The sequence below is a fragment of the Saprospiraceae bacterium genome, from assembly GCA_016716185.1.
Taxonomy (GTDB): domain Bacteria; phylum Bacteroidota; class Bacteroidia; order Chitinophagales; family Saprospiraceae; genus Vicinibacter.
Genome location: JADJWV010000001.1, coordinates 465,131 through 489,534, shown reverse-complemented (window position 1 = coordinate 489,534; position 24,404 = coordinate 465,131). Strand labels below are relative to the sequence as shown.

Below are 24,404 nucleotides of genomic sequence, written 5' to 3'. Positions count from 1 at the left end.
CTGCTTCCATTAGGTTGTACAATATTGTTCTTACTGAATTTTAAAAAACAGAAAGCAATTTAGTTTAAGTAATAGTACCTTTTGGCTTGGAAATATAATATTTTTCATTTATTGTTACTACAATCTACGAACCCCTGTTAATGGCCAGGTTCGTTATCTATTTGACACTTCCACTCATATTTATTGTTGTTTACACTATTCTAAAATGTGATTGAACTAAAAATATGGAAAAGAGCATTAGTGAGTTTGGCGGCATTTGGTACTCTTTTGTACGGCAAAGAGATGTTACAAGCTTATTTATGCACAACAAAACAAAGAGGCAGCTACCTCGATTTGCTAGAATATGAAAGAAAATATTGATTTCAACGAAAAGATTTAATCTAACAAGTAATGTCAGAGCACATTGCAAATTGGTTTTAAAATCAAACCGCTTGATTACTTCGTTCAATTCAAGTGATTTATCTCAATAGACCTGTTTTCAGTCTGAACCTACAGAGCGCGCTATGAAAATACAAAGTATTACAAACGTCGATAATCGCAAAAATACAATTATATGCTGAGTAACATTGAAGAACCCGCAGATGCAGAAGTGGTATATAACTCAGATCATATAAAATTAATACAAATAAAACACTTACCAACAGAATGGAAGTTGGATAACAAGGGCAATTGGATAGGATATTTGAAATAAACATGCTACAACATCGCAATGGCCATAGCGGGGCTGAAAGTTGTAGGTTCAGCATTTGTAATTCTATTGGGCATTTGTGCAAATACCGGGCTTACGTTTTCCAAAGCAATGTCTTTGCCAAATCGCAAAACGACAACTGTAATGTTGCGAAACCCGACGAAATATGACTGAACTTGAACAATATATAATCCCTATTCATGCAATGGAATCCAGTTTCTTAGCTTAAAGGCGTAAGGCGTAAGGGCTGAAGGGTAAGGCATAATCATTATGCATTGTCCCAATTCATGCAATGGAATCCAGTTTCTTAGCTTAAAGCTTTGTATAGTGTTTTGGAAATCACCTTTTTATTGCAATATATTGGAAATTATACATTGATAATCAACAATATTTTGTATACTTTCAATTCAAATGCAGAGATTGGGATAATATCTTACTTTGGGCTTGTTTACACCGATGCCTTGAAAAATGTTTCTTGCGCGTTGCTTTACAATTGTATAAGACAGAATTTTTAGTTATTTATGTATATACCAGCCGAAGAAATATATAATTTCTTTTTAAAATAACATAGAACTTTTAAATCAAGTACCTTTACAATTCATTGCCTCAATGCCAGGAATGATCTTCGAAACATTAAGAAGAATTATAAAATAAAACTTTTAAGATTTCCTGATTTTGGTGAAGAGCAAAATACTTGTTCTGTTTAACCTCTGCCGCGGAAACTTAAATGAAGCTAAATAGAAGGGACTTATAAAAACCCCCTCAGACGAGTCGTGTGAATTTTTAAACTCAGCGTTTACTGCGTATCCTGCAAGGCGGAGAGGAATTAAAAAATGAACACAACAAATTATCAGGGATTTTTAGAAGTGCCCTAAATTATTTAACAACGATTATTTTAATCACATTATTAAACTCAACAGTAATGGTAAAAGAAATTAAAACTGAAATTTTAATAAATACAACGCCTGAAAAAGTTTGGACAATTCTTACCGACTTTGAGAATTATCCCAATTGGAATCCATTTATAAAATCCATAAAAGGAGATGTAAATGTTGGTAAGGTGATAACAGTGAGAATAGAACCTTCAGGAGCAAAAGGAATGACTTTTAAACTAAATACTAACATTTAAAACCAACAAAGAATTATCTTGGCTTGGGCATTTGTTTTTGCAGAATTTTTGACGGAGAAAATAAATTTGAAATTATAGACAACGGAAACGGAACAACTACTTTTAGACAAAGTGAAATATTTAGAGGAATACTTGTCCCCTTATTCAAAAACAACTTGACAACAACACAAAAGAAGGATTTGAAGAAATGAATAAAAACTGAAAGAATTATCTGAACAAAACAATAACTAACGCCAATACGGGCTTTGCGTCAGGCGGGATGATGGAGCAAACTTGGAGCTTGGTGCTTCTATTTAATTTTAGTGTAGATTGACAGTTTCATGATCCGAAATCCGCCCGAACGCAAAGGCCGTAAACGTTAGCAGCAAGTTTCAAAAAGATATTTTAAGCACATTTCAACATGAATCTATTAGAATATAAAGCAGGTCGGGGATTTATAGCTTTTGCCTTTTATTTTGCAGAAGGTGCCCCCATCGGATTTATTTGGTGGGCCATGCCAACAATTCTACGTCAGGCCGGAGTTGAAGTAAATACAATTGCAAGTTTCACTGCCATCCTTACTCTTCCATGGGTACTTAAATTTTTGTGGGCACCTCTAGTAGATATGTTCCGCTCATCACATTCAGGATTTACGAAATGGATCGCTTGGTCACAGCTGTTCATGTGCCTCAGCCTATTTCCACTCATATTTATTCCGATCACTGGAAATGTGTTGTTGGGGGGTTTTACTTTTACTAAATTCAATATTTGCTGCAACCCAGGACGTAGCTGTTGATGCTTTAGTAATTAATGTAATAGCCAAACAAGAAAAGGGAATACTTAATGGGTTTATGCAAGGGGGAATGCTTTTGGGTAGAAGTATTTTCGGTGGTGTCGCACTCATGTTTATTCCCCAATTTGGCTTGCCATTCACAATTTCATTAATGATTGCTTGCATTTTAGTAGTCACGCTATTGCTCTTATTTATAAAAGAACCAAACATTTCACGAATTCAAAAGGACCGTTTTACTAATTTTAAAAATAATATTAAAGAAACTTATTATAAAAACAAACATGGTATGTTATTGCCTTTGCTTTAACTGCTGCTGCAGCCTTTGAGTCTGTTGGAGGGATGAGTGGTGTTTATTTTACTGATAAACAAGTTGATTCCGAAATCATAGGATTTTTCTTTAGTATCCCCGTTGTAGTTGCAATGCTGATCGGTGGAGTAGCAGGCGGATTTTTGTCAGATAAAATGAGCAGAAAAAAATCTGTAATCGTTTTCCTTTGTGGCTTTGTATTCACTATAATATGTATTTCATTTACTGGCTTTTTTATCCAAGCGCATCTCACATTTCATTACTGGCTTTGTTTGCGTGGATGTATTTCTTCATAGGGATGTTTACAACTTCCTCGTATGCACTGTTTATGGATGTAACAAATCCAAAACTGGGAGCGACCGAATTCAGCCTATTCATGGCTGCGACCAATGCATGTGAATCATGGGTCGTATGGCTTACAGGTATTCTTGTTGTTTCATTTAATTATAGCAGTGCTTTTTTAATAATGTCTGTTGTGTCTTTGTCTAGTTTGTTTTTTCTGCGAAAAATAAAAATATAGCCTTTATTATCTAAAATGCCTCTAATATATTTATTTGTTTCTATTTTGTTGTTATAAAAAACTACATTGAGCTATGATAAAAAAATTAAAGTAAGAAAGTTAAAGTTGGATGATTTTGATGCAGTGATTCATATCCAGCTAAAATGCTTTCCGGGTATGAAGCCTTGGAGCATAGAACAGTACACAAGTTTGATCCGTATTTTTGAAGAAGGTCAGATTGGAATTGAGTGCAACGGACAATTAGTCGCCTCCTCAAGCAGTTTGATTTTAAATTTCGATAACTATTCTGAAACACAATCCTGGAATGAATTGACGGATCATGGCATGATTACCAATCATGATCCACTTGGAGAGACATTATATGGAATTGAAATAATGGTTCTTCCTGAATTTAGAGGGATGAAATTATCCAGAAGATTGTACGAGGCGAGACAAAAACTAGTTAAAGAGAAAAATCTGAAACGCATTGCTATAGGCGGACGGATACCAAATTACCATAAATACTCCGATAAATTATCAGCTGAAAAATATGTTGAGAAAGTTATCGATCGGAAAATATATGATAACGTACTTACTGCTCAAATTGCAAATGGTTTTGCTTTAAAAAGTCTTTTACCCAATTATTATCCTAATGATAAAGAATCTTGCGGTTATGCGACATTTTTGGAGTGGATTAACTTAAGTTATAAGGCAGATCCTAACAAGAAAAAAAGCAGTCGATATGTGCGGGCTTGTGCTGTGCAGTATCAGATGCGAGTAATAAATAATTTTGATGAATTTGCCCGCGACTGTGAATACTTTGTGGATATAGCGTCTGACTACAGGTGTGACATTGTGCTTTTCCCTGAAATGATTACAATGCAATTGTTATCATTTCTTCCAAATAAATCTCCTGGTACTGCAATCAGACAATTAGATCAGTTCACAACACAATATGAAGATCTATTTTCTAAATTAGCTATTAAATATAATATTAATATTATTGCTGGATCCCATTTTCTTATTGAAAATGATGATTTGTACAATGTTTCCTATTTATTTCAGCGAAATGGGAAAATCGGAAAGCAATACAAATTACACATTACCCCACATGAAAAAAAATGGTGGGGAGTAAAACCGGGAAGAGATGTTGAAGTATTTGATACGGATATTGGAAAAATATGTATAAACATTTGCTATGATGTTGAATTTCCGGAAGTAGCAAGAATAGCCGTAAGCAAAGGAGCTCAAATTATTTTTGTTCCCTTTAATACAGATGAAAGGCGTGGTTATTTAAGAGTAAGATATTGCTCCCAAGCCCGTGCTATTGAAAATCAAGTATACGTTGTTATTGCAGGCTGTGTGGGTAATTTACCTCAAGTAGAAAATTTAGACATTCATTTTGCACAATCCGCTGTATTCACTCCTTCTGATGTTGAGTTCAGCAGAGAAGGAATTGCAACAGAAGCACCCCTGAATTCGGAAACACTTATTTTCCAGGATTTAGATTTAAATCTATTGATAAGAAATCGGCATTATGGCAGCGTTCAACCGTGGAATGATCGAAGAAAGGATATATATACCATCAGGTATAATGATAATGGTAAGCAGTATAAAGTGTAGTTGATCCAATTAGAACTTTAAAAAGACAAAACTGATTCCTGTACGTTATAATGGATACTAATAAGATTGATTAGAATCTGAAAAGCAGCACATCAGCAAATTGGAAATAGACGTGGTTTCGCACCTTACAAACGGTTTTGTGCTGGTAGCCAGTTCAGTTTTGAGCATTAAGAATCGTGGCAAAATGCGTACACCTAGAAAATCTCCAAGAATCAAGCGGAAATTATCAAACCCTTCAACATGTGGAAGAACCTTATACTTTTATTTTTAATGCAGCAAGCTTCTTTATTTACCCAGGAAGTTAATAAAGAGAACTTAAACAAACTGATAAGGTATTGCCATGAATCAAAAGCTGATGAAATTCTGCTCAGTATTGAGGGTGAAATTATATCACATTGGTGCAGGACAGACTATTAAAATATTTCGATAGATTCAACTTTGTCTAACTGTAATACACCATTTATGGGAACTGCCTCCATGGTAAAATCCTGGTCAGGTAACTTAATTGGGATTCTGTTTGACAAGGGTTATTTAAATAGTGAAGATTATTTTGTTTGCAGCTATTTGCCAGAATGGGAAATTGGATGTCCTCATCAAATTAAAGTCAAATACTTATTGACAATGACAGGTGGATTTAAATGACCAAGTGCCAAAGGAATACTTTCTCAACCAGACATGAATAGGTTAGCATTGAATTTAATACCGGACACCTTTCCGGATGTAAGGTTTTCCTATTCCAATGAATCTGTACAACTACTTGGTATACTTGCTGAACGCGTTATAAAACTAAGAGGTGAGACATTGTTTAATAAATTCATCTTTGATCCCATAGGAATGGATTCAACAAGTTTTGCAAAAGACTTAGTTGGCAACTTTTGTAGCAATTCCGGTCTTTGAGAAAGAGGGTTTTTCAAAATGGCTTAGGATTTCTTTCTGGGCAAATTCGCTTGTTACACCCTTGATTGCCCTTGTATATTTCTACCCGGAATTTTCGGAAAAGCTTCTTATACTCGGTTTCCCTTGGGCTATTACAGCACCCCTGGCCATGTTGATGCTTGCAATGATGTTTAGAAAAAAAATAATAACCATGTATAAATAGTTGTGCAAACTTTGGGCATATGGACTGCGAAAGGATAGTAGAACGAACCCATAACTGCAGGTTAAGCAATTTGGCTGGTTTTCGGTTTGGGAAAGTGCCATCTCCCAACTAAATTTGTCGCAGGTTGTCAGATTGCAGGCTTCGATGCCGCTACATCGCTATTCTGCAACCCTGAGCGGTCATGCTATGACGACAGTGCTTCAATAAAAACATTGATAAAAATGAAAAGACAACTCATTTTTTTTTGCGACAACTCTAATTGTAAGTTGCTTTCTTCAGACCGCTTGTAACAATTCAGACAAATCAAAGCAAACCATAACAAGCGACACCCATATGGATAGCGTAAACCAAAAAATTGAGGCAAACAAACAACTCGTCCGACTTTGGATTTTGGACGGGTGGAATAACAACAGGAATAAGGAAGTGGTTGACCAGGTTTTTGCTCAGGACTGGGTAGACGGCAACCCGACTTTTCCTGACCAACCAAAAGGAATTGAAGGAGCTATGTATTTTGTAGAACAATACCGTAACGCTTTCCCTGACATTCAGTTCAACATCACTCACCTCATTGCTGACACCGATTATGTGACATTTCGCTTTGAGGCAACAGCTACACACAAAGGTTTTTTAATGGGTATTCCTGCGACAGGAAAAAAAGTTAACGTCACAGGAATTGTAATACATAAAGTGGAGAACGGACGATTCGCAAAATCATGGAACGAAGTTGACCTCCTCGGACTGAAAATGCAACTTGAACAGAAATGACAGCCCCGCTGAAAAACGTAGAAGTACGAACCGCTAACACGGGTTAGGCAAAAGTTGTTGTTCAGTGTTCCACAGAAACATTTTTATTTAATCAATGTTTGGTTCTCCGCACTCACATTTGTAGTGAAAATCGCCACTGTAGCCAAGTCCCAAATCTTTAGCGGTGGCTCTTTGAAGACCATGTATATATCAAACCAACAACAATGAAATTAAACACATTTTTATTTCCAGGCATTTTAACTTTATTGAGCTCGTGTTATGGGCAAATCTCTCATCAAAAAAATACGGCAGACCCATTAAGTGATTCATTTGCAAAAGGCGACACCGTAAAAGAACTTGGAAGCAGCATCATGGTCATTTATCAGGACCAAAAGAATAATTATTGGTTCGGGAGTTGGGAAAAAGGAATGTATAAATACGACGGGCAGACGCTGGTGAATTACACAACTAAACACGGTTTGTTAAACAACAGAATTGATGAAATAAAAGAAGATAAACAGGGTAACATCTATTTTGCCAGTGCAAACGCAAGGTCTGAAATATCAAAGTTCAACGGAAAGACATTCACAACTTTGAAGGCAATTCCCGGTGAAAACTGGAAACTTGAATCCACAGACATGTGGTTTAAATATTCATATGGAAATACGCGGAAAGTATATCGCTATGATGGCACTACTTTATTTGAATTACAGTTTCCCAATCCACCAAATTTATCCAATCCCTTTGATGTCTATAGCATTTACAAAGACCGGAAAGGAAACATTTGGTTTGGAACGAACCCGGTTGGCGTGTGTCGTTACAATGGAAAATCATTTGACTGGATTACAGAAGAGGATGTGACTGAATTTCGGAACGAAGGCGCAAACGGAGTACGCTCAATTACGGAAGATAAAAATGGCGATTTTTGGTTCAATACCGAATATCGTTATACTGTCGATGACAACGCTACATTAAAAAGCAATAAATTTTACACAAGACATAAAAGCATCGGCGGTTTAGACGGGAAAAAGATAGCGATTTGGATGAGTATCTTTCAACAGTAATGGACAATAATAATAATTTGTGGTTTGTAACCTATCGCAACGGTGTTTGGAAATATGATGGGACGAAAGTTACTCACTTTGCAGTTCAGCAGAATTCATTAGACATTACCTTATTCAGTATTTACAAAGACAACAATGGGGACCTATGGCTTGGAACACACGAAAATGGAGCATTTAAATTTAATGGGACATCATTTGAAAAATTTGCACCCTGACGAAGGAACGAAAAGCAATTGCCACCAGAAAATAAATGTAAGCGGGTGGACCCGGTCATCGCTTGTTGCTGAATTAAAGAGCACCGGAGAGCGCTTCTATTTTGCACTTTGCTAGTAAACATTTATCTTTAAGTATGCTTTTCCGGGTATAAACGCTGGAAGCTTCGGAAAACAGCTTAGGTCTATTTACAAAATGTTAAAAGTAATATTACCAAATCACAATCGGATAAATTTTAAGTAACAAATGAAATCCGAACATGTTAAACAAAATGACAAATTCTATTATTCGATTTATCACCGTTGTTATGGTAGCGTTAGTAGCAGGTACCATCTTTGGAATATGGCTTGGCTATAATCCAAAAGATTTATCGGCTCCAACATTTATTGAGCAACAGCAAAGTGCAATCAACGACTTAAATACGCTTATGCCAATTCTCGGACTGATTGCTATTCTATTAACTTTAACTTCTGCCATCACACACAAAAAGGAAAAAAGAACTTTTGCAATTCTTTTGATAGCAACTTTCTTTTTACTCATAAGTGGTCTTACAACCAAATTTGGAAATCAACCAATAAATAGCATTATCATGACGTGGGATATGAATGTTGCACCAACCAACTGGATGGAATTAAGGGATAAGTGGTGGACCTATCATGAAATTAGGACTTTAACGGCCATTGTTGCTCTTTTACTCATCGTATGGATTAGCATAAAGAAAGATTAAAAAACACCACTAACACTGCATAAAACGATCCTGGTCTTCAAAAGGTAGGCCTCGTCATTTATTATGACGTTGGGCGCTAAAAAGAGCATAAAACCCGAGTTAAAAACTATATTAAAATGGTTGATAAGGTCATTAACTTTTTATAAAAACATGGCAAATATTTTGTAATATCTCAGCAAAGCCTTAAATTTATAGCTCAATTAAATTTTCCATAGATATGAAAGAAATTTTCCTTTACTCCGCCTTGATTTCTTTTACCATCTTTACTACCTGCAACAAACAGGAGCTGGAAGATGATTTTATTCCTGCAAATCAAGAGTCGTCCTATGTGCCTAAAAGCGATAAAGCAGACAATCAAGATATCAACACATTAAACAGAGCAAAAGCAGATTTCACGATTAACAATGTAAACAACGAGGTTGATGAAAAAGATGTCTTATTGCTGACCAATAACTCTGTTAATGCTGTTTCCTACCATTGGGATTTCGGCAACGGCGATACTTCAATAAAAGCTTATCCAAATTACAAATACGAGAAGCACGGATACTACACCATTACGCTGACCATTACCGATGCTCGTGGCAACACACATAAGGCAAGCCATGAAATTCTGGTGCTTTGCATATTTGGAGGAGGAGAGCATGATCAATAACTAAGAAGTAAGGCGCGATTGTAAATGCCCAAAAAATGTATCTGTATCTAAATTTTAACACATTCTTTTTACATATTCTCTCTCAAAACAGTCAAAATCAATTAGCCTTCCCATTCACCAATTGGCGTGGATATTTAGACAATTTTTGTAATAAATTGAAAGATGGTTGTGGATTGATTTACTAATGCTAACATCATATTAGCAAAAGGTGAAATTTCTTGCTCCTAAGCTAGTTATGAATGAGCTGAAAATTTATCTCCACAATTATCGGGACTCCGCATGAACATTTATTGAAATAAACCAGATCATCGCAAATCTGCAAAGCGTTTTCTGCATTCAAAATAAAACAAAAAGTATGAAAATAATATAAAGAGATAAGGTATTTTTGCGTTGAATAGAAGAATATTTGAAAAATATAATATATATACTCCTTGCTTTATTAATCATGCTACAATCTTTTAGCAAGGTATGGATATTATTTTCCTTCAAAATCAATCAAGACTACATTGCTAAAGTCCTTTGCATCAACCGTGACAACCCTAAAAAGAAATGCAAAGGGAAGTGCATCTTGATGCAAAGAATAAAGGAGGAAGAAGAAGAAACTGAGAGAAAACAAATACCCTACAAACTGAAGGAACAACAGCAGGTCTTATACTGCAGTGACAATTTCAGTTGGTTGTTTCAAAGTCCTAAACGCTGGGCACACAAGCGAAAACCAAACTTTGCCAATCAAACACCTTTCACATCCGAATTTGTCAATGGTATTTTTCGACCACCCAGACTTGTAATGAATTCTTTAGTTTAGACTAATAATGGCCTGATTTTCATTGCTTTGCAATCTTACAAAGGGTGATCTGGTACATCCATCCCACTTTGTACTTTCAAATCGTTACAAGAAATAGAATTCAGGATATTCTTCATGGTAAAACTGTATTTGTCGACAAAACAGCATTTGCGCAAAACATCAGCGGGAATCAAATGAGTGTTGCCTCCAACGAATTGTTACGAAGTTGAGGATTTCTTGGAAAAGTAATGAGCCATCCCTGCCAGCGAACGATTCACGGACGACGGAAAATAATGGACTTCGACATGCGTGAAAGACGATATGGATATGGAGCTGGCGTATTTGAAAGATAACTGGGGCGAAAAATACGCTCTGGGGTGATGTTCCACACGGAATACGCCTTCTGCCTTTCTGACTGCCGCTCCGAAATAGCGGCTTTATGTTGGTATAGACGATGAAAGCGATTTACGATCCTGGAGTTACGACCTTGATTGACAGCTTGGCAATGATGAAAAATAGGACTCTAAAAATTGTCCAAACCTATTATAACTAATTCATAATCAATTTTTTAATTTAAATAATTTTTAAAATTTTCAAAAATGAAAAACTCATTTATGGGCTTTTTGCCCTCATTAGCATCGCATTGGTTTTTACCAATTGCAATAAGGACGATGAAGATTTAAGCGGTACCGGTTCAGTCACGCTCGAATTTGACAACCGCGCTGGCAATGCCCCTCTCGTTTTCGGCAACGATTACAAAAACGCTGCCGGGGAAACGCTCAAATTCAGCACATTCAACTACTACGTTTCGAATTTTATCTTTGTCAAAACCGACGGAACCGAATACGTTGTGCCGAAAGATTCCTGTTATTTCCTCTGCAAACACGACGATGCCGAAACCCGCGAAATCACCATCAACGGCGTTCCGGCGGGTGATTACGAGGAAGTTCGCTTCACCATCGGCGTGGACAGCGCGAAAAGTGTTTCTGACGTATCGCAGCGCACGGGTGTACTAGACCCCGCTGCCGGGGCTGCGGGAATGTACTGGGCTTGGAACAGTGGTTACATTTTCGTGAAAATTGAAGGCACTTCGCCGCAGGCACCGTTTGACACTATGACGCGCGAAAACACAATCCAATACCACACGGGACTTTTCGGTGGGAAGGACAAGCCGACATTGAACAACCTCAAAAACGTCGAAATCCACAGCCACAACGAGGCTGCCAAAGTACGCCGTAACATCGAGGCTCCTATATTCCATGTTTATGTGGATATTTTGGAGATGTTCACCTCGCCGACCAACATAAGCGTGGCGGTTAATCCGACCTCACACGCTGGGGCGTTTTCAAAATTTATTGCTGATAACTACGCGGACATGTTCAAACTTGACCATGTTCATAACCACGAGTAATAGATCAACTGAACTATGATTTTGATGATGTTCAATCCAAGTAAAACATCATCAAAATCATAGTTTAGACTTACATAAATAATTGAAAATGGAAAAAATAAGTAAATTTATCCTGCTCGCAACACTGCTGTACACCGCAACATCATGCGAAAAAGACGACCCCGTTACCACAGAGGTCATCAAATTTTCCAGCCCGGCAAACATGCCCGCGCCAACCTACGATTTTTCAAAAACGAACTCACGCAGGAAGGTTTTGAACTTGGCAGGCTGTTATTTTACGATCCCATTTTCAGCCGCGACAGCACAATTTCCTGCGCAGATTGCCACATCAGTTTTTCGGCTTTCAGTCACGTTGATCACGTCACGAGTCACGGTATTGACGGACTGTTTGGCAATAGAAATGCCCAACCCGTGCAAAATATGGCTTGGAAAACGTCATTTTTCTGGGACGGTGGCGTGTCGTTGCTCGACCTCGTACCGCTCAATGCAATCCAAAACCCTGTCGAAATGGATGAAAAGCCCGCCAACGTCATCAGGAAACTCAACCGTCATGCCGAGTATCCTACACTCTTTCGAAAAGCCTTCCGAGGCCAAGACACCGTGACGGGTGCAACGATGCTCAAAGCCCTTTCGCAGTTCATGGTCATGCTGGTCAGTGCGAACAGTCGCTACGACAAATTCGTACGCGGCGAATCGGGCGGCACACTTTCATCAGACGAAATCGCCGGACTAAATATTTTTAAAAGAAAATGCTCGACCTGCCATGCGACCGACCTTTTTACCGACCAAAGTTTCAGAAATAATGGCATTTTGGACGATTTTTCTAACGATGCTGGAAGAAACCTAGTCAGCACTTTCCCCGAAGACATTGGCAAATTTAACGTGCCATCGCTCCGAAACGTGGAAAAAACACCGCCGTACATGCATAACGGCAAATTCAATACCCTCCAGTCGGTGCTCGACCATTACAATTCTGGGGTGAAAGATTCGCCTACACTCGACCCGATTTTGAAGCAAAACGGTCAACTCGGCATCGCCTTGACCGAATTGGAAAAATCTCAAATCATTGCGTTTTTGAAAACGCTGACAGACGATGATTTTATCCGAGACGTTCGTTTTCAGAAACCGTAAAAATTCGCTTGAATTTTGATTTTTTTGAGCTTTTATGATTTTCGTGAACATCAAAGCAATCTTAAAAAATCACAGTTCAGAAATCATTCAATTAAATTTAAAATTACCAGTCCTTTTAGCCCTCGCATGCGCGTATTGCGCCGCGTCACCAAGCGCCAATGCTCAATCCATGTCCACCACAAAAGTACAGTATAAGGAAATACACGTTTTAGAAGACGTGATGAGCGTGTTCTTTCACTCAGCTGAAGAGAAAATGTATCTTCCTAATAAAGTTTACAAGTTAATTAATTAATAATCCTTGCTATTTGTTGCTGTAATGCCCCCCAAAAATGAGACCAGAGGTTTAGTTAAAAAAAACTATTAAATAATAGATTTGATACTGATTACTGTAAATTTAACTCAAAAAGTAAAATAGCTTATTCAATTCAACACGATATAAATTATTTAAATGAACATGAGCTGGAATTAAATGATGTTTCAACTGCTTGTTAAGTTCATAGTTGTCTCTCTTTGTTATTTTCCTCTGAATGAATGCCACAGTTAGTCATGAAAAACCAATCGTACATAAAACCAGAAACTGCCTGATATAAACGGCTATAAGCCTATAATTTCTAAAAGTCGGGTAAATGTCAGGTAAATGATCGTAAAATCTCTTTGAAATAATAGTTCCCTCAGAGTAATTTTGCTAAAATTATATTATAAAATATGAAACATCAAGTTTTAGGTTTAAATTTAGCTGAGTTAAGAAAAGCAAAAGGGTTGACTCAGGAAGACTTAGTCGCTAAATGCAATATCAATGTAAGGACTTTGCAAAGGATTGAAGCAGGGGAAGTAATTCCTCGAAGCTACACTTTGCAAGCCATATTGACTGTGTTAGAAGTGGACTATTCGAACTTTATCAGTCAATATAAAATAAGTTCGAAAAATCAATATGAATCTGAATTCAAAATGACACAACATTCTTTCAAAAGTATTCTTAGGAAATATAGTTTTTTAATTTACATTCTTTTACTTCTCGTGTTTAGCTTTCTGCTAAAATTTGGTATGGCATGGTATTTTTATATTCTACCCGTTTTGATTATTTATCTGGTCAATACGACTGAACCGGAAACTACCTAGTATCTTAAATGGATGATAATATAAAGATTATTAGGGCATTAGAGTTACATTCTGTAAATGGAATTCGAGAATGCTTTAAAAATGGGCTTAGTCACAATCAGATTGTTCATGGAAGAACTTTATTTGAAGAGTTTATTACCGGTAATTTGCGAAGTGAAAACTTTATAGAATGTGTAAAAGTCTTTGTTGAATTTGGGTTAGTGTTTGAAAACTTGCCCTTGCATGCAGTTTTATTAAACGATAGCATTACACTAAAACAAATTATTTCCAACAATCCTGATGTTGCTTCGAAAAGATATACCATTAAAAGTGCATTTACTCCATTGGAGGATGTTACATTATTATCCATTTGTGCAGAATCCAATCATCTATTCTGTTCGCAGGTATTGATTGATGAAAATTAAGATATTAATGCAAAAGCAGGAATTGACGAATTTGGTTTTGGCGGGCAAACTCTAATTTTTCATACAGTAAATCAAAACAACAATTATTCAAAACCAATGCTTGACTTTTTGCTTCCAAAATCGACCAAATTGGATATAACTTTTCAAGGAATTATTTGGGGCAAAGGGTATGGCTGGGAAACGCTGTTCCCTTCGGTAAATCCAATCAGCTATTCCATGATGGGGCTCTTCCCACAGATGCATAGAAGCGAAAAAGACATAAGTGAAAATGTTTAAAAATTAATGCAAAAACTTTATAAAACCACCTGTCCTTTAAGAAATGTTCCAAATCAGTATTTGACAAAATGAATATGAATTTTCATACTGCATCCCCTATTTTGCGGGTAACTAAGCTTGAAAACAGTCTTGATTATTATCAATATAAATTAGGTTTTTCAGTAGATTGGGTACATAAAAATAATTTTGCTTCAGTAACCAGAGGTAAAGCAAATATTTTGCTTTGCGAAGGCGATCAAGGACAAGGAAAAGCCTGGATATATATTGGCGTCGGTGATACAGAACAACTTTTTCAGGAGTATAAGCGGAGCGGGGCATTTATTCGTCAAGAGCCCACAAATTTTTTCTGGGCTATGGAAATGCAAGTTGAAGATATTGATGGGAATGTAATTCGATTTGGCTCTGACCCGAAAAAGAATGAGCCTTATGGACCTTGGCTGGATATGGATGGTAAAATTTGGAAATGAGAAAATTAAAGAATTATTCTATAAAAAATATAAAATTTGGGCATTAAACAAGTATATTTGAAAAACGCAAACATATTAATTGAACAATAAATAAAAAACCATATGAAGATAGCAATTTTTGCGGGATTATTTGCAGTCATTGTACTGGTAGGTTGGTATATGGTTGATCATAAAAAGAATGAAGATAAATCATAGAAAGGAAATAGCCCACAACTGCCGCTGCATATAAGTTTGTCTTAGATAACACAAGTTTTATATTTATTCTAAGTAGTCACAAGAAATTTGCTGCTACCCAGGCAGACCCACTTATTTTCAACTTCATACCACTATCAACCAATATCCAGTCGACCGAATTCTATATGCTATTACTGTCATCTTCATCACTAGTTTTCCAAATCAGCAGCGGCACCAGGCCGGACATAATAAAATACTAACACAATAGCATGCCCTAGAGCTTAACAGCAACAATATGACGATAGTAAAACAGACCCTATTCCTATTGACTTTATCCGTCTTCGGACATACTAACTGTAAGCACAAACAGAAGTCTGAAATTCGCAATGACTTTAAAAAGTATTATGACCAGTTCCATGTTGAAGGTTCTTTTGTGCTTTACGACCCGCAAGCAGACCAGTATGTTTTTTACAACCAAGGCCAATACGAACAGGTTTTTTCACCTGCTTCAACATTTAAAATTTGTAATTCACTTATCGGACTGGAGACTGGAGTCATAAAAGACGAGCACTTTGTGATTCAATGGGATAGTGTAGTAAGAAATCCAGTCTGGGATAAAGACCACGACCTGAAGACAGCATTCGCGAATTCTACCGTTTGGTATTATCAAGAGCTTGCAAGACGTGTTGGTAGAGAAAAGATAAAATACTGGCTTGACAAAGTTAACTATGGCAATGCAGACACCTCTGGTGGCATTGACCAGTTTTGGTTAACCGGTGGACTGTCTATTTCTCCGAAACAACAAATTAACTTTCTGAAACGGCTACATGATAATCAACTTCCTTTTTCCAGACGTTCGGTTGATATTGTTAAAAACATAATGATTACAAAAGATACATTAGATTACGTTATAAGAGGTAAAACTGGTTGGGGCGGACATGGCAACAAAGACCTTGGTTGGTATATTGGCTATATAGAAAAAAAAGACCATGTTTATTATTTTACTAATTGTATCCAAATAGAAAGCCCGTTTTTAAATGATGTGAATCGTGCAATTAGTTTTGACAACGCCAGGACAGAAATTGTTTCTAAAATATTTGACGAACTCAAATTGCTTCAGAAAGTGAATTATCAGGAAGGCGGCATAACGAATCATAAATAACCCGAATTGCCATTTATGTCTAATAAATGAGGCTCCTCTCTGCCAGTGAAAAATGCCTCATACTCAATTAACATGGCCGCCTCCACATCCGGCAATCTGCAATTTGAAATGAAACATTGATGGCCTTTCTTGCATAACAATTTTAAGGAATCTGCCTTCCCCGATTAAGAAATGAATTCTTAACTTTGGGTTTAACGCTGTCGTTTTTAAACAGTCTGTCCAGGACTTCAAGTTGAACTTGTCTAAAAAAGTACTTGAATTTTTCGTAATTTTATTGCTACATAAAAATAACTAATACTGAGTGCAAATGAACAAATACAATCTCATTGACACCTTTTTCTATGATCTGGAGGACTACAGAAATTTTTTTGTCGGAAAAAGCCAAAGAGTTATTGCGAACGACGAAGCAACCTGTATTGCGGAATTGACGAAAGAAAATGATTGTTTTCTTTACAAATTGATATGGCTGGCAGATGGCAAATTCATTGGTGACTATGTAAAACCTTTCAGGGCCACCATAGAAAACATCCACACCTTTAATGAAGGTTGCAAAATTTTAGCAGACAGATTATCTATCTACCTGGAAACAGGAAATATTGAATTGGTCCCAACTGAACCACCTGCCTTTAAGGAATTAACTGAATTAAAATAATAATCGTAATAATGTCCAAGAATTAACATGAGAACATAATGTCATTCGAATTCGACCATTCCTTTCAAATTCAATAATTCAACTAAATTAAAATACTTCAAACAATATTAATAATGAAATATATATTTAATTGTTTCCTCTGCATGCTTCTTTCGGTGGTCTGTACTACACCATATTTGTCTGCACAGACTTTGTTTGAATTGCCATCTACCAATTCGCGAGCGATCATCAACCAACAAGTTGCATCTACCCATGTTAAAGTAGAATACAACCGGCCCAATACAAAAGGACGAAAAATATTTGGAGGTTTAGTCCCTTTAGGTAAAATTTGGCGCACCGGATCCGACGCAAGCACTAAGTTATATTTTTCAACTCCGGTATCCTTAAATAATCAAGCTCTGGATTCAGGTACTTACGAGTTATTCACCATTCCAAACGTTCAGGAATGGACGATCATTCTGCAAAAAAGCAAATCACAATGGGGATCATATTCTTACAAAATAGAAAATGATGCGTTGCGATTTTTTGCAAGGCCAGAAAAAATGGAGAAACACTGTGAGACATTTACCATAAACTTTGAGAATATAAGTTCGAATTCTGCCGAAATATCTTTAAACTGGGAAAAACAAGAGTGCCCATACAAATTACCATTGACCTGCTTAAAACAGTTGTTCCCAAATTGGAAGAAAGTTTATTGGTTGAAGGTCGAAAGCCCTATTTCAAAGCCGCCATGTTCTATTTTGAAAATAATATCGATATTCAACGTGCCGCTGAATTGATGCAACTCGCTATAAATGAAAATCCAAACCACCTGGGAATGCTCTACCGCCAGGCACTGATTTTGGAACGGACAGGAGATATAGATCAAGCAATTGAAGCTGCAGAAAAATCCTTGAAACTAGCGCAATCAGCGGGAGAAGAATTAAAAGAAGAGTATATCAATCTAAATACGACTTTACTTAAACGTTTGCGAAAATAATAAGGCTACCCATTTTCTATTCATCATTTGACTTGAGCTTAATCAAATGAATCTATTTGGCATATTTGCGCCAACCTGGAAAACAAAAAAATATTAAATGAATTAAGACTTAAATTTTGTTTAAAGCCAATAGAATATTATTTAAACAAATTTAATAATGCAACAAATAAATAATTTATGTACACTTTAATTCTTCGGTTCTTTAAAATCTCATTTTAATAATTAGCTGAAATTTATAATTGCATGGTGTAAATTGTTTTCAGTGGCAATTCTAAATGAATTCGTTGGATTAATTTCGTACTCATATAATTTACCACCGTTAAATATATCATACATACTAAATTTCAATTCGAGTTTATTATTCTTTAAAAAATATCTTGACAATGAGACATTGGTAGTTGGCATATCAGAATTAATTGAAGATTGGTTGCTAAAAATTCCTCTATAACTGAATTCAACCTGTAAATTAGTTTTAAAAGGTAACTTCAGTTTCATTTGAAAATTATATACTTGGCAAAAAATACTAATATTATTGCCAAATTGCTTTGAATAAATACAACTAGAATGTAAATCGTCAGTAAAAAGTTTAAGCTTATCCAGGCGCTCTAACCAAGCCTCAGTTTTTAAATAATTGTAAGCCCGATTTCACTCCTAATACTTGCCATAAACATATTTTAGTATATTTGAAAGTATTATTCCGATAGGTAAATGACTATTAATAATTACTTTTATCAACCTCAACCCATTTCATAGAAAAAATTTATGAAGCGTTTATGCATTTTGTTTCTGTTCGCTGTAACAACAGGCTCCTGCTTTTCACAACAAGAGGTTGTGGTGTCCGCGATAAATGTGGATTTGTATGGCACCCTGCTCACTCCGGAGTCAACAACCAATAAAGCCATACTCATCATTTCAGGTTCGGGAAAAACAGACCGGGATGGAAATACACGGCCAACCTACCATAATGACGGTCTGAAAAAACTGGCAGAGGGGCTTGCAGAACAAGGGTATGCGGTTTTGCGCTGTGATAAAAGAGGTGTGGGCAAGAGTATTTCCGATTCTTTATCAGCCGAAGGCCTGAGATTCGAACAATATGTTTCTGATGCCATTCTTTGGATCAAATTTCTCAGGAATACATTTGAGGACATTACGGTGATAGGTCACAGCCAGGGTGCGCTGGTCGGCATGTTGGCCATTCAGGAAAATAAAGTAAACAGATTTATTTCATTGGCTGGTTTGTCGGAAGATGCTCACACCACCGTGAAGCGTCAATTGGCCAATCAGCCGCAAATGGTAAAAGATGCGTCCTTTCCAATTCTCGATAGTCTCAAAAAAGGTGTCAAAGTGGATAGTGTTCCACAATATCTTTACAGTTTGTTCAATCCCAGAATTCAGGATTACTTTATTTCCTTCATGAATTACGACCCCAGAAAGGAGATCAAAAAATTAAACTGCCCTATATTGATCATTCAAGGATCATCGGATCTTCAAATCACGGTGGAAGGAGCTCAGGCGCTGAGCCAGGAATCGCCTTTATCAAATTTTGCATTGATACCAGAGATGAATCATGTATTGCGCAAGAGCTCGCCAAATGCAATTGAAAATTTCGCTACATATAATAAACCGGACTTGCCGCTTCACGAAGATCTGATCAAGGTGATAAGCAGTTTTATAAATTAAATCAAGCCGATGGATCCGCAAAACAACTGAATTGAATTTTAAGCCTATGGCAAACATCGTTTTCAAAATATCCGGAAGAGCTGCTTTTAGTTTATTAAGAATTATGGAGTCGCCATTCGCAGCCAGCGTTATCATAAAACATACAGCGTACCTTTGAATTCTTAATGGAAGAATAAATACAGATTTCTCTTTGCGGTCATGTAAAATAAACCAACCTTATATAATGACGCTTCAAGAATTATTAAAAAAAGATTTCAGAATATCCCTTCCCATTTCAGGTGGATTCGGTAACTCCTTAGAAAATGCTATCATCATTCACAGAGAAGGGATTAATGATTATGTCGGAACCGAACATATCATTCTTGAATGTTTAGGTATAGGGAGACGGATCCAATGGAAAAAATTAGGACAAGAGTTACTTACTCAAAACAATAAGATTATAGACAAGATAAAAATTGAAACAAAACAATTAACTGAAACTGAAGAGATAAGCCAGATAGAAAACTACTATTTTGATATTACTGAATGTTTTAAAAGGCAGGTAAACCAGGACAGCCCATTTGATGAAGAAATGACATTAAGAAAATTAAAAGAAAGAATAATCGAATTGGAAGGACTTAATGAATTTAATAAAAAATGCATTGCACTTTTAAAAACAGAGAAACTCTTTATAGATATTTCCCTCACCTTGGAATTTTTAGAAGTCATAAATATGGACGAATCATTTCCTCTTTTTAAAAAAATGATGGAACATACAAAAAGACCATTACTTGTCGTTTTAAGAAGGGTTGGAAAGGAATTGAATGAAAACCAAAGCTGAAAACACTTATTGCTCTCGGCCGTTTATAATGGTCAATCCAAAACCAATACAACAGGAATTATGGAATAGAATTTGACAAATAAGATAAATATTCGGAAAATTAAAATATTATGGACAAAGCAACGCAAACAATGATTGACAATCTGCACAAAAACACAGGTAAAACTTTAGAACAGTGGATTGAAATTGTAACTAAAGAAAATTTTGAAAAACACGGCGATATCATCAAGTTCCTAAAAGAAAAATACGAATTTACTCATGGCTTTGCCAATCTGGTAGCACACAAAGCAAAAGCAACAGATGCTGGTTCTGCTGAAAACACCGATGATCTAATCATTAGTCAATATAAAGGCAAAGAACACTTCAAACCGATTTACGACAAATTAATAACTGAAATTCTGAGTTTTGGAAACGATGTTGAAATTGCTCCCAAAAATACGTATGTGAGTTTGCGGAGAAAAAAGCAGTTTGCCATTCTCAATCCAGCGACTAAAACACGTTTTGAAATTGGTATAAACTTAAAAGGCCAGGAACCCACAAAATTACTATTAGCCGAAAAACCCAATTCCATGTGTTCCCACAAAATGAATATTTCCGATATAAAAGAGATCGATAAAGAAGTATTGCTATGGATTAAGAAAGCTTACGACAACGCCGGATAGGTATCATTATCCGGCTCAAGACCAACAAAACCATATTCACCCTCATCAAAGTGGTCATTCTGAATTTATGGGTTATATGTTGGATGGCTTTGGTATTTATGGCCCTTTTGGCGAAAACCGGGAGTTGCCGAAATCGGCCGGTTTATATGAGTGTCCTGGGCATACTCAGCCAGGTGATTTGGGATGGTCAATTGGTTAATATTTACCTTTGGGCTTGCGATTTTCTATATAATATTGCTTGTTATAATGGTACTCCCTGACCAATTGCAAACTTATGAATACATTCCATTCTCTTCTGTTCCTATGGATTTGCGGCCTGGCAATAGTAACCTCTACTTCATGTTCAAATAATGATGATAACGTTGCTCCGGGTAATGAATCTCCAAATATTCTGTTGATCATCGCTGACGATTTAGGTAAAGACGCCATCAAAGGATATAGCGAAGGTGCACTAAAGCCAACGACCCCTCATATAGATCGTATCAGAAATAGCGGATTGACATTCCATAATTTTTGGGTTAATCCCATTTGTACACCAACAAGGGCGTCTATAATAACAGGTAAATATGGTTACAGAACGGGAATGAAAAGTGTTTCAGATGTTTTGAATACAAATGAGACCGTAATTCAAAAATATATCAAGGACCAGACAAATGGAAAATATGCAAGTGCCCTGATCGGTAAATGGCATCTGTCCAGAATAATGCGAATTTCAATCCCGAACAATTTGGAATAGATTATTATGCTGGTCTGATCAAAGGTGTGGCAGATGACTATTATCAATGGCAATTTTCTGAAGATGGGTCTGTGAGTTTGCAAACCAAATATACCACAGAAGTATTTACCGATTTATCCATTCAATGGATAAATGCCCAATCAAAACCCTGGTTCCTTTGGTTGGCTTACAATGCACCCCATGCACCTTTCCATATACCTCCTGCTGAAATGCACACTCAGGGAAATTTACCGGTATTTACTCAAGGCATGGACCCCATACCTTATAATTTGGCAGCTATTGAGGCCATAGACTATCAAATAGGTAGATTACTCGATAGCATTCCGGAGAATGAAAGAAATAATACCATCATCATATTTATAGGTGACAACGGAACGCCTAATCAGGTTGCTCAAAGTCCTTATACGAGCTCCACTGTAAAAAAATACATTGTTTCAGGGAGGAATTAACGTCCCAATGTTTATTTCCGGGCCAGAAGTATCCCGTATCGGATCAGACACCAATTTGGTTTGTGGAACCGACCTTTTTGCAACCCTTGCTGAAATTTCCGGAATTAACATACCCGAGTATAATGACAGCAAGAGCTTTAAATCGCTATTTACACAATCCAAACAGATTCGAAAGTTTCTGTATTCGGAAATGAATGATGGAACATTAGACAGCTGGACCATCAGCAATGGAAGTTACAAACTCATTGAAAATGCCAATGGTGATAAAGCCTTTTACCATTTGACCAATGATCCATACGAAAAAGTCGATTTATTGAATGGGGTGTTATCTCCTTTCGAAGAAATTATAAAATTGGAATTAGAACAAGAGTTAAAGAATATAAGACGGTAATTGAATTGACTAGCCAAAAAGATTATGGATACAAAATGAATCAAATATTTTTAGTTCAGCAATATGATTTGTTCAAAATTAAGCGCTACTCGAAATATTTTGCAATATTCCCCAAAAGGTATGCTTTGAAAAGATCAACCATTGTTTACCATTGAATGCGATTATATGTGAAGACATCTAAATTAATTCTTCCAACAATTATAATCTCACAATTTTGCTGCACATCGCTTTGGTTTGCCGGGAATGGTGTCATGAATGACCTAATTAAAAATTTTAAGCTAAAAAGCTCAGCTTTAGGTCACCTGACATCCACGGTACAATTTGGATTTATTTTCGGTACACTTACATTTGCAATTTTTACCATATCAGATCGTTTTTCGCCATCAAAAGTATTCCTGAGCTGTGCTTTACTGGGCTCTGTATCCAACTTAGCAGTAATCTGGGAAGGGAATAGTTTAGAAAGTATCATTTCGTTGCGTTTCATTACTGGTTTCTTTCTCGCCGGGATTTACCCTGTGGGTATGAAAATAGCTGCAGATTACCATGAAAAAGGGCTCGGAAAGTCGCTTGGATTCCTGGTCGGTGCACTGGTTTTGGGAACAGCATTTCCTCACCTGTTAAAAGAAATTACCGAAGCATTTCCTTGGAAACTTGTTCTCGTTTTAACTTCAACTCTTGCTGCACTCGGAGGATTATTGATGTTGATATTTGTGCCCGATGGTCCTTATCGGATTGCGGCGAAAGCATTCAATTTATCGGCATTTTTTGATGTATTTAAGAATCATAAATTCCGTTCTGTCGCTTTCGGTTATTTTGGTCACATGTGGGAATTATATGCCTTCTGGGCATTTGTGCCGGTTATGCTGAAAACATATAGCCTGGAGCACAATGAAACATCTTTTAACATTTCTTTGTGCTCGTTCATGATTATTGGAATCGGTGGCCTTGCATGCATCATAGGCGGTTATTTGGCACAAATTACGGGTACCCAAAGAACAGCGACCATGGCGCTACTATTATCGTGTATATGCTGCCTTGTTTCTCCATGGATGTTTCAAACAAAATCAGAATATTTGTTCTTAGCATTTCTTCTTTTTTGGGGAATGGTTGTCATTTTGGATTCCCCTCTTTTCTCCACCTTGGTAGCACAAAATGCCCCGGCTGAATTAAAAGGAACCGCACTTACCATTGTAAACTGTCTTGGGTTTTCAATAACCATAATGAGTATTCAGCTATTGAATATATTACAAGATAGCATGAATCCAAGAAATATTTATTTCCTGTTGTCCTTGGGACCGGTATTGGGTTTGATTGCATTACTCAGAAGTGGAAAAACGTGCCCGCCAAAACCTAAAATGTATTGGAAGCCTTTTTCGCCTAAGCAAGAATCTCAATAATAAAAATTAGTAAATGCAACACCAAACGTATCCTGATTCGATTTGAAACCAGGAGATACCATATTCCTAAGTTTTGATGAGAAAAATATTGAAATAGAAATGTAGAGAATTAACAATCCGGCTATCCAATACATCAATTGCAAACTGAAATTAAATTATTATTTCATTTTCTGATTATGGAATTTTTTACCTC

General features: G+C 36.6%; 26 protein-coding genes and 2 pseudogenes. 27 read left to right on the top strand and 1 reads right to left on the bottom strand.

Features of this window, described 5'->3' with window-relative positions; translation table 11 throughout:
- Nucleotides 1–553: 553 nt before the first annotated feature.
- The 22 genes and pseudogenes from IPM34_01930 to IPM34_01825 all read left to right on the top strand — a co-directional run bounded on the left by IPM34_01930 (nt 554) and on the right by IPM34_01825 (nt 18,076).
- Complete coding sequence (locus IPM34_01930) at nt 554–691, top strand: hypothetical protein (protein MBK8954303.1); 138 nt, start codon at nt 554–556, stop codon at nt 689–691.
- Between the two features lie 919 nt (nt 692–1,610).
- Nucleotides 1,611–2,019, top strand: a pseudogene (locus tag IPM34_01925) (SRPBCC domain-containing protein).
- Between the two features lie 198 nt (nt 2,020–2,217).
- Nucleotides 2,218–2,592 (top strand): hypothetical protein, encoded by a 375-nt coding sequence (locus IPM34_01920; protein MBK8954302.1) that lies wholly within the window; start codon nt 2,218–2,220, stop codon nt 2,590–2,592.
- The gene (locus IPM34_01915) at nt 2,525–2,896 is read left to right on the top strand and encodes a hypothetical protein (GenBank protein MBK8954301.1); all 372 of its coding nucleotides are present in this window, start codon (nt 2,525–2,527) and stop codon (nt 2,894–2,896) included. Before IPM34_01920 ends, IPM34_01915 begins: the two co-directional genes overlap by 68 nt.
- Before the next feature lie 211 nt (nt 2,897–3,107).
- Nucleotides 3,108–3,416 (top strand): hypothetical protein, encoded by a 309-nt coding sequence (locus IPM34_01910; protein ID MBK8954300.1) that lies wholly within the window; start codon nt 3,108–3,110, stop codon nt 3,414–3,416.
- Nucleotides 3,417–3,572: 156 nt separating this feature from the next.
- The gene (locus IPM34_01905) at nt 3,573–5,018 is read left to right on the top strand and encodes a carbon-nitrogen hydrolase (protein MBK8954299.1); all 1,446 of its coding nucleotides are present in this window, start codon (nt 3,573–3,575) and stop codon (nt 5,016–5,018) included.
- A 675-nt stretch (nt 5,019–5,693) separates the two neighbouring features.
- Nucleotides 5,694–5,915, top strand: a complete 222-nt coding sequence (locus IPM34_01900; GenBank protein ID MBK8954298.1) for a serine hydrolase — start codon at nt 5,694–5,696, stop codon at nt 5,913–5,915.
- Between the two features lie 535 nt (nt 5,916–6,450).
- Nucleotides 6,451–6,882 (top strand): ester cyclase, encoded by a 432-nt coding sequence (locus IPM34_01895; protein ID MBK8954297.1) that lies wholly within the window; start codon nt 6,451–6,453, stop codon nt 6,880–6,882.
- Between the two features lie 203 nt (nt 6,883–7,085).
- Nucleotides 7,086–7,925 carry a hypothetical protein gene (locus IPM34_01890; GenBank protein ID MBK8954296.1) on the top strand — a complete coding sequence of 280 codons (840 nt, stop codon included), beginning with the start codon at nt 7,086–7,088 and terminating at the stop codon, nt 7,923–7,925.
- Nucleotides 7,925–8,140, top strand: a complete 216-nt coding sequence (locus tag IPM34_01885; GenBank protein MBK8954295.1) for a hypothetical protein — start codon at nt 7,925–7,927, stop codon at nt 8,138–8,140. Before IPM34_01890 ends, IPM34_01885 begins: the two co-directional genes overlap by 1 nt.
- Nucleotides 8,141–8,397: 257 nt before the next feature.
- Nucleotides 8,398–8,865: a DUF1772 domain-containing protein gene (locus IPM34_01880; GenBank protein ID MBK8954294.1), complete on the top strand. Its 468-nt coding sequence runs from the start codon at nt 8,398–8,400 to the stop codon at nt 8,863–8,865.
- A gap of 217 nt (nt 8,866–9,082) precedes the next feature.
- A complete protein-coding gene (locus IPM34_01875) occupies nt 9,083–9,517 on the top strand; it encodes a PKD domain-containing protein (protein ID MBK8954293.1) in 435 nt (144 codons plus the stop codon).
- Nucleotides 9,518–10,366: 849 nt separating this feature from the next.
- The gene (locus tag IPM34_01870; protein MBK8954292.1) at nt 10,367–10,531 is read left to right on the top strand and encodes a hypothetical protein; all 165 of its coding nucleotides are present in this window, start codon (nt 10,367–10,369) and stop codon (nt 10,529–10,531) included.
- 413 nt (nt 10,532–10,944) lie between these two features.
- Nucleotides 10,945–11,712: a hypothetical protein gene (locus IPM34_01865; protein MBK8954291.1), complete on the top strand. Its 768-nt coding sequence runs from the start codon at nt 10,945–10,947 to the stop codon at nt 11,710–11,712.
- Nucleotides 11,713–11,856: 144 nt separating this feature from the next.
- Entirely contained in the window at nt 11,857–12,843 is a 987-nt protein-coding gene (locus IPM34_01860; GenBank protein MBK8954290.1) for a cytochrome-c peroxidase, read from the top strand.
- Nucleotides 12,844–13,548: 705 nt separating this feature from the next.
- Complete coding sequence (locus IPM34_01855; GenBank protein MBK8954289.1) at nt 13,549–13,962, top strand: helix-turn-helix transcriptional regulator; 414 nt, start codon at nt 13,549–13,551, stop codon at nt 13,960–13,962.
- An 8-nt stretch (nt 13,963–13,970) separates the two neighbouring features.
- On the top strand, nt 13,971–14,366 hold the full coding sequence (locus tag IPM34_01850; protein ID MBK8954288.1) for a hypothetical protein: 396 nt from the start codon (nt 13,971–13,973) through the stop codon (nt 14,364–14,366).
- Nucleotides 14,367–14,710: 344 nt separating this feature from the next.
- A complete protein-coding gene (locus IPM34_01845) occupies nt 14,711–15,109 on the top strand; it encodes a VOC family protein (protein ID MBK8954287.1) in 399 nt (132 codons plus the stop codon).
- A 469-nt stretch (nt 15,110–15,578) separates the two neighbouring features.
- Entirely contained in the window at nt 15,579–16,445 is an 867-nt protein-coding gene (blaOXA, locus tag IPM34_01840; GenBank protein MBK8954286.1) for a class D beta-lactamase, read from the top strand.
- 307 nt (nt 16,446–16,752) lie between these two features.
- The gene (locus IPM34_01835; protein ID MBK8954285.1) at nt 16,753–17,097 is read left to right on the top strand and encodes a hypothetical protein; all 345 of its coding nucleotides are present in this window, start codon (nt 16,753–16,755) and stop codon (nt 17,095–17,097) included.
- A gap of 113 nt (nt 17,098–17,210) precedes the next feature.
- Nucleotides 17,211–17,876: a DUF2911 domain-containing protein gene (locus IPM34_01830; protein ID MBK8954284.1), complete on the top strand. Its 666-nt coding sequence runs from the start codon at nt 17,211–17,213 to the stop codon at nt 17,874–17,876.
- The gene (locus IPM34_01825; GenBank protein ID MBK8954283.1) at nt 17,828–18,076 is read left to right on the top strand and encodes a tetratricopeptide repeat protein; all 249 of its coding nucleotides are present in this window, start codon (nt 17,828–17,830) and stop codon (nt 18,074–18,076) included. The genes IPM34_01830 and IPM34_01825 overlap by 49 nt, the downstream gene beginning before the upstream one ends.
- Before the next feature lie 222 nt (nt 18,077–18,298).
- Here IPM34_01825 and IPM34_01820 read toward each other — a convergent pair whose 3' ends face one another.
- Nucleotides 18,299–18,676 carry an outer membrane beta-barrel protein gene (locus IPM34_01820; GenBank protein MBK8954282.1) on the bottom strand — a complete coding sequence of 126 codons (378 nt, stop codon included), beginning with the start codon at nt 18,674–18,676 and terminating at the stop codon, nt 18,299–18,301.
- A 162-nt stretch (nt 18,677–18,838) separates the two neighbouring features.
- Here IPM34_01820 and IPM34_01815 point away from each other — a divergent pair, with 162 nt between their 5' ends.
- The 5 genes and pseudogenes from IPM34_01815 to IPM34_01795 all read left to right on the top strand — a co-directional run bounded on the left by IPM34_01815 (nt 18,839) and on the right by IPM34_01795 (nt 24,211).
- Complete coding sequence (locus tag IPM34_01815) at nt 18,839–19,756, top strand: alpha/beta fold hydrolase (GenBank protein ID MBK8954281.1); 918 nt, start codon at nt 18,839–18,841, stop codon at nt 19,754–19,756.
- 223 nt (nt 19,757–19,979) lie between these two features.
- A complete protein-coding gene (locus IPM34_01810) occupies nt 19,980–20,576 on the top strand; it encodes a hypothetical protein (GenBank protein MBK8954280.1) in 597 nt (198 codons plus the stop codon).
- Between the two features lie 110 nt (nt 20,577–20,686).
- The gene (locus tag IPM34_01805; protein ID MBK8954279.1) at nt 20,687–21,238 is read left to right on the top strand and encodes a DUF4287 domain-containing protein; all 552 of its coding nucleotides are present in this window, start codon (nt 20,687–20,689) and stop codon (nt 21,236–21,238) included.
- A gap of 274 nt (nt 21,239–21,512) precedes the next feature.
- Nucleotides 21,513–22,814, top strand: a pseudogene (locus tag IPM34_01800) (sulfatase-like hydrolase/transferase).
- Between the two features lie 167 nt (nt 22,815–22,981).
- Nucleotides 22,982–24,211 (top strand): MFS transporter, encoded by a 1,230-nt coding sequence (locus IPM34_01795; protein ID MBK8954278.1) that lies wholly within the window; start codon nt 22,982–22,984, stop codon nt 24,209–24,211.
- Nucleotides 24,212–24,404 lie beyond the last annotated feature (193 nt).